The sequence below is a fragment of the Faecalicatena sp. Marseille-Q4148 genome (genome assembly GCA_018228665.1).
Taxonomy (GTDB): domain Bacteria; phylum Bacillota; class Clostridia; order Lachnospirales; family Lachnospiraceae; genus UBA9414.
The window spans coordinates 2105631-2118934 of record CP073692.1 but is presented as its reverse complement, the minus strand read 5'-3'; the positions used below and the strand labels follow the sequence as shown (position 1 = coordinate 2118934).

14 protein-coding genes are annotated in these 13304 nt (G+C 39.4%); all 14 read left to right on the top strand.

Annotation, left to right across the window (positions count from 1 at the left end; genetic code table 11):
* Positions 1–104: 104 nt before the first annotated feature.
* Positions 105–812, top strand: a complete 708-nt coding sequence (locus KFE17_10150) for a CpsD/CapB family tyrosine-protein kinase (protein QUO31238.1) — start codon at positions 105–107, stop codon at positions 810–812.
* The gene (locus KFE17_10145) at positions 813–1568 is read left to right on the top strand and encodes a polysaccharide export protein (protein ID QUO31237.1); all 756 of its coding nucleotides are present in this window, start codon (positions 813–815) and stop codon (positions 1566–1568) included.
* The gene (gene srtB / locus KFE17_10140) at positions 1552–2322 is read left to right on the top strand and encodes a class B sortase (GenBank protein ID QUO31236.1); all 771 of its coding nucleotides are present in this window, start codon (positions 1552–1554) and stop codon (positions 2320–2322) included. The genes KFE17_10145 and srtB overlap by 17 nt, the downstream gene beginning before the upstream one ends.
* The gene (locus KFE17_10135) at positions 2312–3301 is read left to right on the top strand and encodes an LCP family protein (protein QUO31235.1); all 990 of its coding nucleotides are present in this window, start codon (positions 2312–2314) and stop codon (positions 3299–3301) included. Before srtB ends, KFE17_10135 begins: the two co-directional genes overlap by 11 nt.
* Before the next feature lie 50 nt (positions 3302–3351).
* Positions 3352–3969, top strand: coding sequence for a hypothetical protein (locus tag KFE17_10130; protein QUO31234.1), 618 nt, complete (start codon positions 3352–3354; stop codon positions 3967–3969).
* Between the two features lie 267 nt (positions 3970–4236).
* A complete protein-coding gene (locus KFE17_10125; GenBank protein ID QUO31233.1) occupies positions 4237–4851 on the top strand; it encodes a sugar transferase in 615 nt (204 codons plus the stop codon).
* Positions 4852–4862: 11 nt separating this feature from the next.
* The gene (locus KFE17_10120) at positions 4863–5732 is read left to right on the top strand and encodes an NAD-dependent epimerase/dehydratase family protein (protein QUO31232.1); all 870 of its coding nucleotides are present in this window, start codon (positions 4863–4865) and stop codon (positions 5730–5732) included.
* The gene (locus KFE17_10115; GenBank protein QUO31231.1) at positions 5729–6898 is read left to right on the top strand and encodes a glycosyltransferase; all 1170 of its coding nucleotides are present in this window, start codon (positions 5729–5731) and stop codon (positions 6896–6898) included. Before KFE17_10120 ends, KFE17_10115 begins: the two co-directional genes overlap by 4 nt.
* Positions 6899–6900: 2 nt before the next feature.
* Positions 6901–7986 carry a glycosyltransferase gene (locus KFE17_10110; GenBank protein ID QUO31230.1) on the top strand — a complete coding sequence of 362 codons (1086 nt, stop codon included), beginning with the start codon at positions 6901–6903 and terminating at the stop codon, positions 7984–7986.
* A gap of 26 nt (positions 7987–8012) precedes the next feature.
* Positions 8013–9044 carry a hypothetical protein gene (locus KFE17_10105; GenBank protein ID QUO31229.1) on the top strand — a complete coding sequence of 344 codons (1032 nt, stop codon included), beginning with the start codon at positions 8013–8015 and terminating at the stop codon, positions 9042–9044.
* Positions 9044–10492: an MBOAT family protein gene (locus tag KFE17_10100; protein QUO31228.1), complete on the top strand. Its 1449-nt coding sequence runs from the start codon at positions 9044–9046 to the stop codon at positions 10490–10492. The genes KFE17_10105 and KFE17_10100 overlap by 1 nt, the downstream gene beginning before the upstream one ends.
* Before the next feature lie 29 nt (positions 10493–10521).
* The gene (locus tag KFE17_10095; protein QUO31227.1) at positions 10522–11577 is read left to right on the top strand and encodes an EpsG family protein; all 1056 of its coding nucleotides are present in this window, start codon (positions 10522–10524) and stop codon (positions 11575–11577) included.
* 29 nt (positions 11578–11606) lie between these two features.
* Positions 11607–12596, top strand: coding sequence for a glycosyltransferase (locus tag KFE17_10090; protein ID QUO31226.1), 990 nt, complete (start codon positions 11607–11609; stop codon positions 12594–12596).
* A gap of 10 nt (positions 12597–12606) precedes the next feature.
* Entirely contained in the window at positions 12607–13293 is a 687-nt protein-coding gene (locus tag KFE17_10085) for a glycosyl transferase (GenBank protein ID QUO31225.1), read from the top strand.
* The last annotated feature ends 11 nt before the right edge of the window (positions 13294–13304 follow it).

Below are 13304 nucleotides of genomic sequence, written 5' to 3'. Positions count from 1 at the left end.
CAATTATTACATTTGCCTTGCGAACGGGGAAAAAGTATGATAGTTTAAATGATGTGAAAATAGGGGAACTATGTGATAAGAAAGAAGAAATCAGGAGGGTAATTGTGAATCGTATCGTTATTAATAATAAATTAGAGAGAAGCACGCGTATCCGTGAAGCATATCGTACTCTGCGAACGAATATCGAGTTTACAGGGATTGAGAACCGGGTTATTGCGGTGACAAGCTGTCTGCCTGGAGACGGGAAGACAACTGTATCCTTTCAGATGGCAAAGACGTTTGTTGATGCAGGGTATAAGACTTTACTTGTCGATGCAGATATGAGAAAGTCTGTCCTTGCTAATCGCTTGGATGCCACGGGGATGGAACAGGGATTAAGCCATTTCCTTTCCGGATATGCCGGAGTGCAGGAGATTGTCTATTCCACAGACATCCACAATCTATATATGATTCCGACAGGAGTATTTCCGGTGAATCCGACAGAACTGCTTGGGAATAATCGCTTCGAAACACTGATTGCGGCGGTACGAAACACGTTTGAGTACATCATTATTGATACACCGCCGATTGGCAGCGTTGTAGATGCAGCTGTCATTGCTAAGCACTGTGATGGCTCCATTCTTGTCCTTGCAGAAGATAAGGCATCCAGAATGGAAGCCCGCCGGGCCGTGGAGCAGATGCGGACAGCGAATCCGAACATTCTTGGGGTGGTGCTGAATAAAGTAGAGATTGGACGTGGTTCTTATTATGCAAAGAACTATAAGAACTATTATCAGAAGAACTACTATGAGGATGAAAAGAGGAAGAAATAGGTGGGTACAGGAAAGATGATGAATGAAGAGAATAGAAGAGAGATGGACGGCGGCGAGATCGATCTGCTTGCCTTAATGTACGCCCTGTTAAAGAAATGGTGGTTACTATTGATAGGATTTGTTGCTGGAGGAGCAGTGGCTTTTGTTGTAACCTGGCAGCTGATTACACCGACCTATCAGTCCAGCGCAACCCTCTATATGGTGTCTTCCACGGTAACAATTAGTTCTATGGCGGACTTACAGCTGGGAAGCGCGCTGGCAGAGGATTTTGGAAAGATTGTGACGAGTAAGACCGTTGTGGACAGAGCGGCGGAGCGATTAAAGCGAGAGAACGGAAAGAGCTTTACGAGAGGGCAGATTATGGGGATGCTGTCAGTTTCTAATACGGCGACACGTATGTTGACGCTGACAACCGTGGCAGAAGATCCGGAAGATGCCTGCGATGTGGCTAATGCGGTGGCAGAAGAATCGGTAACAAGAATTTCGGAGATTACAAAGACAGATCCGCCGTCTATCGTGGAAAAGGCAGAAGTGTCAACAGCGCCGAGTGGACCGAATACAAAGAAGAATACCATGCTTGGATGTCTTCTTGGTTTTGTGCTTGTAGCAGGGTTAATCACAGTGAAACATCTTATGAATGACAATATCCGTACAGAAGAGGATATTGAGCGCGCACTTGGATTGAAGACACTTGTTGTGATTCCGATGGAGAAGGCTTCACGCAGACAGCGGACAGAGAGTGGTTCGAATGAATAAAAGTAAAATACTTTTTTGGTTCTGCCTGCTTCTCGTTGTAGGCGGTTTTGCAGTAGGAGGCAGCTATCTCCTGAAGCAGAAGGACAATCAGAACATTTACGAGAAGGTTCGGGAAGAGAAGAAAGAGATTCCCAAAAAAGAGCCGACCGAGGAGCCGGAAGCAGTTCCGGAGCCGGTGGAGATTCCGGTGAACTTTCAGGAACTGCAGGCAATGAATCCCGATATTTATGCCTGGATTGAAATTCCGGGAACAGAAGTGAACTACCCAATTGTCCAGAGCGCCAATGACCGGGAATACTATCTGGATCATACCATTGAAGGAGCAGAGGGACTTCCGGGCTCCATTTACACAGAGAATCTGAATACGACGACATTTCAAGATAAGAATACCGTTGTGTATGGACATAATATGCGGGACAAGTCCATGTTTGGCGGCTTGAAGTATTATGCTGACAGCGCTTACATGGAAGAACATAAGCAGATTTATATTTATACACCGGAGCATATTTATACATATGAAGTGTTTGGTGCAGTGACTTACGATGACAGACATTTGCTGCTTTCCTATGATTTCAACAATACAGAGGATTATCAGACATTTCTTGATTCCCTCTCTCAAATGCGGAATATGAATACTTATATTAATAAAGAGCGCCCAGTGACGATCGAGGACAGAATCTTAACATTGTCTACTTGCACGGGCAATGAACAACAGAGGTTTCTTGTGGAGGCAGTACTGATCGATGAAAAATAATAAGATAGTTAAAATCATTTTTGCAGGGATCTGTGTGGCAGTATTGTTAATCGCAGGATATTGGCTGTGGACCACATTGGATCAGAAGAAGACAGAGGAAACTTCGGTTCCGGCACAGGATCTGAGCAATACAGTTTTGTATCAGGGCAAAGAATATGAATATAATTCTGATCTGAAAAATATTCTTTTCGTAGGAATTGATAAGACAGATATGCTGACAGAACAGGAGACGCCGGGAACGGCGGGACAGGCAGACTGTATTCTCTTGGTATCTATGGATCGTACTTCTAAAACTGCGAAAGTAATCCAAGTTTCCAGAGATACGATGACGGACGTAGATCTCTACGATGTGTCGGGGAATTATTCCAAAACAATCCGCAAGCAGATCGCAACCCAGTATGCCTACGCCAATGGCGGCAAGAGCAGTAACTGGGCTATGAAGAAAGCAGTATCAAGGCTGTTTTACGAGCTCCCGATTGATGGAACTGTTGCCATGAACATGGAAGGAATTCGGGCTGTTACGGATGCCGTAGGCGGTGTTACGCTGACGATTCCGGAAGATTATACTGTGATTGATCCGGCATTTACAGCGGGAGCAACGGTAACGCTGAATGGTGAGCAGGCGGAAAAATATATCAGATACCGCAACACAGATGAGACAGGCAGCAATAATGACCGCATGAAGCGTCAGACACAGTTCGTGCCGGAGCTTTTGAAAGCTGTAAGAGCCATAGCGGGAGAGAATGGAAACTATTACGAGACATTTTCCAGCATATTAGAGCCTTATATGGTTTTGGACATGTCGGCAAAAGACGTAAATGAACTGGCAGAATATGGACTGGCATCTGAGGACATCTACACAGTACCGGGAGAAGTTCAGGCCGGGGCAGAACACGATGAGTTTATTGTAAATGACGATGAACTGTATGAGATGGTAATAAATATGTTTTATCGGCCGGTGGAAACTGCTGACAGATAGACATGTATTTATTATATTTAAATGAGTAAGTAAGAAAGGAGGAACTTATCATGAGGAAAAAACTGATAGCTTTGGTAAGCGCAGTTGTGCTTGCAGCAGCAACAGTGACAACAGCATTTGCAGCGCCAAGCGTAACCGTATCAGGAGTTGTTTCAGGGATTCAGTCCGCAACAGACAAGAGTGGCAACGAAGTTGCTATTAAAGTTGAGAATGTTTCTGAGACAAACTTTACAGCTGAGGAAACAGCAGCCGTAGAGGAAATCAAGAATATCGACAAAGTAAAAGAAGTGATGGAAGTTGCAGGTGTGACATTTGAAGAAGGCATGCAGGTAGTTGACATTAAGAATGTTATCGCACCAGAAGGAACCGAGTTCCCTGTGACAATTACTTTTAAAGTTGCAGGCGTAACAGCAAATTCAAGAGTAGCAGTGCTCCACTTTGACACAGCAAAAGGAGCTTGGGAAGTAGTAGAGAGTAAAGCGGGAGAGGGAACGATCACAGCAACCTTTACTTCACTTTCTCCGGTAGCATTTGTTGTTGATAAAGATGCAGCAGCAAACGGCGCAACTTCTCCTCAGACAGGTGAGCCAATCACACTGGCGCTGGCAGGTCTTGCAATCTGCGCAGGAGCAGTAGGAATGGGCGTAACTGCTAAGAGAAGAAAATAAAACTAAATAATCAGAAGAAAAACTCCAGAGCCGATGGTTCTGGAGTTTTTTGTTGACTTATGGTAAGAGGTGGCATATAATGTCATAAAGAAGAATTTGAGATAACTGATTTTTGAAAATGAAGATCAAGGTATACGAGAATGATAATGAAGTCTTATAAAAGAATAGATCGATTAATTTCATAGAAGGGCAGCATATAGGATTTCCAGATTCGGGAGTCCTTTTTGTTGTTGGCAAAAACATTTGAGATGAGAGGGAAAGCGGAGAATGAAGGTATATGAGAGAGTTGTAAAGCCGTGTATTGATTTTGTTTTGGCGCTCTGCGGTTTAATTATATTAGCGCCGGTATTTCTAATAGTATCTATTTTAATCTATGTAACCGATCCGGGACCGGTATTTTTTTCACAGAAGCGTGTGGGAAAGAACAAGAAATTGTTTATGATACATAAGTTCCGTTCCATGAAGATGAGTACGCCGAAGGATATGCCGACACATCTTCTTGAGAATCCGGAACAGTATATTACAGCGGTCGGGAAAATCTTAAGGAAGACAAGTTTGGATGAACTTCCGCAAATATGGGATATTCTGCTTGGCAAGATGAGTATTGTAGGACCGCGTCCTGCTCTGTGGAATCAGTATGATTTAATCGAAGAGAGAGATAAATATGGCGCCAACGATGTGAGACCGGGCTTGACTGGATGGGCGCAGATTAATGGCCGTGATGAGTTGGAGATTGAAGAAAAGGCAAGACTGGATGGGGAATATGTGAGAAAGCTTTCTTTCTTGTTTGATCTGAAATGCTTTGTGCTTACATTTTTCTCAGTGTTGAAATCAGACGGTGTCATAGAGGGCGGAACCGGCAAACTAAATAAAAAGGAATAATTTGAAGAAGTATGAAGAAGAAAATATTGATTACTGGAAAAGGAAGCTACATCGGAAGTAATTTCCGTGCATACCTGGAACAAGATCAAGAACATTATATTATAGATGAACTAGATATGCAGAATGATGGTTGGCATGCGTATGATTTCTCTGGATACGATGTTGTATATCATGTTGCGGGATTGGCGCATTCTACGCCAAAGGAAAGTGAGCGTGAGTTGTATTATCGTGTCAATACAGATCTAACTCACGAAGTTGCGAAGAAGGCGAAGCAGTCTGGAGTAAAGCAATTTATTTTTATGAGTTCCATCATTGTATATGGCAGTGGAGAGATTGGACAGGACAGAATTATTACAAAGAATACGCCATTAACACCGGATAATTTTTATGGAGACAGTAAGAAGCAGGCTGAACAAAAGATTGCGCCATTGGCAGATGAACAGTTTAAAGTAGTGATCCTAAGACCGCCGATGGTGTACGGAAGAGATTCAAAGGGGAATTATCCAATGTTAGCAAAGTTTGCCAAAAAGACGCCGGTATTTCCCAATATTAAGAATGAGCGAAGTATGTTGTATTTGGGGAATCTGTTGGAGTTTGTCAAATTAATGATTGACAATGAAGAGTCGGGGATTTTTCTGCCGCAGAACAAAGAATACGTATGTACCAGTCAGTTAGTACATACAATTGCAAAGCTCTATCAACATAAGATTATGTTTACAAAGCTGTTCAACCCGTTGATTATGTTGTGCGGGAAAAATACTTATGTTAATAAAGTATTTGGCAATTTTACGATTGATAAGGAATTGTCCGCTTATAGAGAAGATTATAATAAGTATTCTTTTGAAGAATCCATTAGACTTACTGAAAGGATAAGGGAATGAAAAAAGCGTTAGTATTTGCTTCGGTCGCATCAATGATTCAGCAATTTAATATGAATAATATTAGATTGCTGCAAGAGTTGGGATATCAGGTAGACGTTGCATGTAACTTTAAGTTCGGAAGCTCCATATCTGATGAGAAGATTCGGGAGCTTAAGAAGACATTGGAGGAACTGCATGTTGGTTATTACCATATACCGGTTCCAAGAAAAATACAAGATGTAAAAGGAATTATGAAGTCATACCGTATGTCATTGAAGTTAATGAATGAGCAGAAGTATGACTTAATTCATTGTCATTCTCCGATTGGCGGAATCATTTGCCGGATGGCGAACAGACGGAGCTCCAATTATCAACATTGTAAAATGATCTACACAGCTCACGGATTCCATTTCTTTAAGGGGAATCATCCGCTGAAGAATCTGATATTTGGAACGGTAGAGCGATTGGGTGCACATTTTACAGATGTATTGCTCACAATTAATCTCGAAGATTATGAAGCAGCGAAGAAGTTTCGATTAAAGAAACAAGGATGCATAAAATATGTACCGGGGATTGGAATGGATTTAAAGAGTATCCAGGAGATCGAACCGAAACGAGAGCAGTTATGTAACGAATTAGGACTGAGCGCTGATACGAGACTGATAGTCTCTGTGGGTGAGTTAAATAAAAATAAAAATCACGCTGTTGTTGTAGAAGCTTTAAGTTGGCTCCCGGAGAACTTCCATTATCTTATTTGTGGGCAGGGCGATCTGCGGGAAGAATTGTCAGTATTGGCTGATAGTTTGCAATGTGGGGACAGGCTGCATCTGTTAAATTACCGGAGAGATGTGATCTCGATTGTAAAATCATGCGACTATTTCGTATTTCCTTCTAAAAGAGAAGGATTATCTGTTGCTCTGATGGAAGCATTGGTATGTAATGCAACTTGTCTTGCCTCTCGCATCAGAGGAAATACAGATTTAATCTATGATAGAGAAAATGGATTTTTGTTTGATGCAGATGAGCGTGCGGCACAGGAAATCTATGACCTCATTCAGGAAATTGAAAGAAAGGGAGTATGTTTTGATGAAGAGGTTCAGAACAAAGTACTCGATAAGATAGACAGAAGAAATATCGAAAAGGATATGAGAGAGATTTATACGTCTGAAGGCGAAGGGAAGATGTGAAGGTGAAAAAAAAGGTATCGATCTATTTGCGGAACTGTAAGATTCATCCTTCCGGATATTATAGGATTTACCAATATTTCCGGGAGATGGATTCTGTGGCCATGAAGTACAGAGAACTGGTTCCGGATTCTGTATACAGAAATTATTTTTTTAATTATAATCTATTAAACAAATTTATCTATAGTATTGTAATTGTTTTCAAAAGTATATTTGATCTATTATGTGACGTGTTTATTTATAAACCGGATATTGTGATTATAAATCGGGAGATTTGTCCGAAATTTCAAACGAAAATCCATTACCTCCTTGAGAAAAAATTACTGAAAAAGGCATATGTGATCTGGGATATCGATGACGCGATTTTACTCAATGGAGAAATTAGCAAAAGCGAGTGGGAATTATTGGAAAATGAGTCGAATAAAATATCACTTTTGAGTGAATATTTGAAGAACATGTTATCAGAGGATAACTGGTCAAAAGTAGATTATATTCCAACGACAGACGGAGATTACATAAAGAAAGAGTTTCGGAAGCCAGATATGCGAAAAGAGGTTTATGAGAAGGAAATACGAATCATATGGCTTGCTACGGTAACGAATATTCCATACTTGGAGAAGTGTATTCCGTATTTAGAAAAGGTGGCGCAAGTATTAGAAGAGCAGTATAACAAAAGGTTGGTACTCACCTGTGTCTGTAATAAAGAAGTGAACGTTCAGACAAAATATCTGGTGCTCAGAAATGTAACGTGGGAGCGGGAGAAAGCATTGGATATCATGCATGAAAGTCACATTGGAATTATGCCGCTGGAGGATAATGAGTTCACTCGCGGAAAAGGCGGTTTTAAGCTGATCCAGTATATGTCTGCATCCATTCCTGTCGTGGCATCGAATGTTGGGTTTAATAAAGAAGTTGTGAAAGATCACTTTGGTTTTTTAGTGACAGGTGAAGAAGAGTGGAGCCATGCAATCATAAAGTTGGCAACAGATTATAAGTATTGGGAATCCTGTTCTCAAAATGCAAAAAAGGAATGGGATCAGAAGTATTCTTATGATCAGATCAAAACATATTGGAGCAATAATGTAAAGTAGTAGTTCAGGACAGAAAGAAGTCATAAATGAAGTTGAAAGATAAGATGAAAAAAGTTGTTTGTTGGATAGGGAAGGCGATTGCTGCAGGCATTGGCGCGCTTATAGTACTGTCACTGTTTTGTCTCGTATATTCGTATGACGGAGTACACATCACAAATCAGACAGGTGCAACGGATTATACGTGGGAAAAGAATCAATTAAAATCAAATATGAAAGAAGGATTTGCCTGGTTTACAATGGATTCTTATGGATTTAATAATCAGGAAGAGAATGCTTATCATGAGCCGGATGTTTTGTTGATGGGAAGTTCAAATATGGAGGGTGCTCAGGTAAAGGCAAGCGAAAATGCAGGGGCTTTGTTGAACCAGATGCTGCCAGAATATAAGACTTATAATATCGGTATGTCTGGCCATACACTTTATCGCTGCGTGGATAATCTGGAGAAGGCATTAAAAACTCATTCTCCACAAAAGTGTGTTGTCCTTGTAACTGACAGTGTGGATTTATCCATAGAAGAGATGCAGAAAGTTATAGATAAAGAAGCAGAACCGATTCCATCTTATGACAGTGGACTGATGTATCATTTGCAAAAGATTCCAGCAGTGAAAGTCATTTATAAACAAATATCGGACTGGATTTATATGCAGGGAGGAAGTTCCTCTCAGGAGAGTTCTGATAATGATGACAGTGAAAAAGAGAATACAGATGCATACACTGCTGTGCTAAAAGAATTTTTGAATCAGGCGTCTAAGCTAGTAAAGGAGCAGGAAATTCCTCTAATCATCGTATATCAGCCGCCGCAGATGATAGAGGAAGACGGCAGCATTGCCTATACCCATTCAGAGGAAAAATTAGAACTATTTCAAAAGGAATGTGCTGCACAAGGGATTTCTTTTCATGATATGACAGATGATTTTACAAAACTTTACGAAGAAGAACACCTTGTTGCTCATGGATTTAGCAATACACAGGCTGCAGGTGGACATTTGAATAAGTATGGACACAAATTAATTTCTGAAGCAATTGTATCTGAAATTCAAAAGTTGGAGGCTGAATAATGGCATTTATAAGTATCCGATATCTTTTATTTTTTATAGCAATCTTTATTTTTAACTGGGGTTATGTAAGCAGTTGTCGCAAATTGAAGAAGTCATCTTACAAAACATATAGCGTAATCCTCTTAGTTGAGAGCTATATGTTTATTCTTGTATCCGATTGGAAAACGGCAATTGTATTATTTCTTCAGACGATCATTGTTTATTTTGCAGCAAAGGCAATGAAGAAATATAAAAATAACAAGCAAGTGTGCGTAAAGTTTTTTGCAGTGGGGATTATTTTCTCTGTAGGACAGCTGATTGTTTATAAGTACTGTGACTTTTTTGTGCATACGGTGTTTCCTTCTGACAGGCGCATCATTCCATTTATTCCGCTTGGCATATCTTTCTTTACGTTTTCAGCTGTTGGTTATCTGATTGACTTATACCGCAATAAATATGAACCCATGGAAAATTTTGCTGATCTGGCGTTGTATCTGGCTTTTTTCCCTAAGTTTGTATCAGGTCCGATTGTTAGGGCAAATAAGTTCCTCGAGCAGGTAAAACATGGATATACTTCTGTCAATTTGCAGAATCTTCAGATTGGAATTCAATATGTCGTGATGGGAATGTTCAAAAAAATGGTGCTGGCAGATCACTTGGCAGTGTTTGTGGATGAAGTGTTTCATGTTCCGACAGCATTTCATTCGGCAACCTGCGTGTGGGCAGTCATTAGCTATTCTTTGCAGATCTATTTTGATTTTTCCGGATACTCAGATATGGCGATCGGTTTTTCAAAAATGCTCGGAATTCATATCGATAAGAACTTTGATTTGCCGTATATTTCCCGTAATATAACAGAATTTTGGAAAAGATGGCATATAAGTTTATCTTCCTGGCTTCAGGATTATCTCTACATTTCTATGGGAGGAAGCCGCAGAGGGAAGGTCCGTAGATACTTAAACCTGATTACAACGATGCTGATAGGCGGATTATGGCATGGCGCTTCCTGGAATTTTATTATCTGGGGCGGTATTCATGGGGCAGCCCTGGTTGTTCACAAAGAATTTATGAATGTGAGAAGCCGGATTGCTTCTGAAAAAACAGAGCAAAAGAACCGGAAAGGATACTGGTCAATCGTGCTAACTTATATTTTTGTCTGTATTACATGGATATTTTTTAGAGCAAATACATTCTCACAGGCAATTGAAATATTGGTAAGAACAGTTACGTTCCAGGATGGAGTACAGCAAATATATTCTTGGACATTTTTGGCGATTGCATTTGCATGCTGGGAAATTATCTATTCGATAATCAAAAACAAACGCGATGTAAAGGGGCGCCTGGAATTGTCATATCCAATGTTTGATCTGAATAAGGTCACAGGATTATTTTTCTTTTTCTTATTTGTAGGAATCACGATGATACTCGGATATGTAGGTCAGGTTGCGTTTATTTATGGCAAGTTTTAATATTACGGTAGATTAAGAGAGAGGTTGAAATGTATACATATATATTGATTTTATGTTTTGCAATATTTTTATTTGTACAACAAAATAATAAAAAACATGAAGGTTTGAATTATGTGCTATTGCTTGTAGAGGCAATCTTTTTGATCTTTTCCGTAAATAATTCTGATTATTCTAACTATTTGTTGATTTACAATGGGGAAATGGGTTCAGAAATCGGGATTCGGTTTGTATCTTCTATCCTGCGTGGGATTGGATTAGAAAGTTACACATACTTTCTAGTTCTTGTTATGGCTCTGATTGCATTTGTCTTTTGGAAGTGGGGAAAACTAATCCCGTATATCAATCATGTATTGTTCCTCTATGCGCTCATGATTATGTATTATGACTGTATCCAGATTAGAAATACAATTGCCACCTTTCTGATTCTGTACGGACTTTATCTGAGTCTGTATGATAAAAAAGTGGAAATGATTATCGTATGTATGATTGCGGTGCTTTTTCATAGTTTTTCTGCACTTTTTGCCCTTATGCTCCTGTATGTTGTATTTGTGAGACAAAAGGACAATTATGAGATCTCAAAATTTGAAATCGGCTTGCATGCATTCGGTGGAATTTTTATTATTGTGTTCGGGAGGAAGATATTATTATTTCTGGCAGCCCAGGGACCGTTTTTTCACAGAATCTACGGATACTTATCAGCAGATAACGGGTATGATTCACTAATTATCTGGGCAGGTTCCACTGTGTTTCTTATGGTACTGCTTTGGTATTTCGGCGTAAGAAATGTTTTGTCTGTCGATAATCTCTCTGTTCCCGAGATAAATAAAAAAGCGGTAAATTATTTATACCGCTATACATTATTCAGTGTAAGCTGTTCAGGATTTTTATTGTTTTTAAACGAATTCAACAGAACCTATCGTTTGTTTAATATGATGCTGTTTATGGTATTTGCACTGGTAGAAGATGAGATGTCCTGGAAGAATAAGCGGATATTGTTTGTTCTGTTTACACTCATAAATATCGCTTTTATGATGGTTGCTTTGTCAAGAGGTGTTGATCTTGATACCTTTTTTGTTAAATGGTAGAGAAGTTTTAGAAAGGAAGGTGGATGGAAATGGGAAATGAGCCTTTAATCTCCGTAATCGTTCCAATATATAATGTGGAAAAATATTTGGAAACATGTATCGAAAGTATTCAAAAACAATCATATAAAAATCTGGAAATCATTTTAGTCAATGATGGTTCACCGGATGATTCGCCGGAAATTTGTGAAAAGTATAGAAAAATAGATTCAAGAATCATCGTAATACACAAAAAAAATGGTGGCTTGTCGTCTGCACGCAACGCAGGACTGAAAATAGCAAAAGGGGAAATCATCGTCTGTGTAGATTCGGATGACTGGATTCATGAAGATATGATCCAGACAATGTTTGATAATCTGGTAAAATATGATGCGGATATGTCTGTCTGCAATTTTGAGATCAAGGAAGAAAATGGACCGGAAAGTACGAAAAAGTTTTCAGGAAAAACAGAAGTCTTAAATAGAGAACAGGCGATGCAGTATGCAATCCTGCCGGAAAAATATTATGGATTTGCGTGGAATAAAATGTACCGCAAAACCATTTTGAAAGATATGCTGTATGATGAGACGATTCGAAAAGGAGAAGATTCTCCGTTTACATGTGAGTATATTTCAAAATGTGACAAAGTTGTTTATCAGGATATTCCGCTGTATTATTATCGACAGGATTCTGTCAGCATTACAAGGAGCAAATTTAATACGGGAAAAATGACGGTGCTGGATGCTTATTCAGGGATTGTCACATTGCTTGAGAAAAATCACTTCACTTCGGAAACGATTGATTTACAGAAAGTTCAATATGCAAATCAGATGCTCTCTGTTCTGATCAATATTATGAATACAGATCGGAGGCAGTATCACAATGAAGTTGTAAAGATCAGAAAAATGATGAAAGAATACAGGAGTCTGTATATAGCCTCAGATCACATTGACAGGCTGCATAAAATTGTTTTTGTGTGTGGTGTGTGGAGTGAGTGGCTCCTTGCACTGTTTACGAAAATGAGAAAAAATATGAAAGGTTAGAGGAAAAGTTATGATACCAAAGACAATTCATTATTGTTGGTTTGGCGAAAAGAAATTGCCGAAACTGGCAGAAAAGTGTATCAAAAGCTGGAAAAAATATTGTCCGGATTATGAAATAAAACTGTGGAATGAGAGTAATTTTGATTTAAACATGAATCAATATGTCCGTGAGGCGTATGAGGCAAAGAAATGGGCATTTATCACAGATTATGCCAGATTGTATATCGTCTATCACTATGGAGGCATTTATCTTGACACAGATGTGGAACTGATAAAACCTTTGGATGATTTGTTAGAGAATGAAGCATTCTTTGGTATTGAAGCAACACCAAATAAATGTATTGCAACGGGAATCGGTTTTGGAGCTGAAAAAGAGAATCCGATGGTAAAAGAAATCCTGGATCAGTATTCGGACCTTAAGTTTAAACTGGGGGATGGTCAGTATGATATGACACCATGTCCGGATAGAAATACGCTTGTATTCAAAAAATACGGTTACGATTCTCAGGATAGATGTCAGGTTATCAATGGAGCACAGATACTGTCAAGCGAATACCTTTGCCCGAAAGATTTTAAAACAGGGAAATTGCATATCACGGATCAGACAGTATCGATCCATCATTATGATGGGAGCTGGCAACCGCTCTCAACAAAAATAAAATGTTCAGTTGCAAGATTAATTGGTTGGCAAAAATAGAAAAAGGGGTG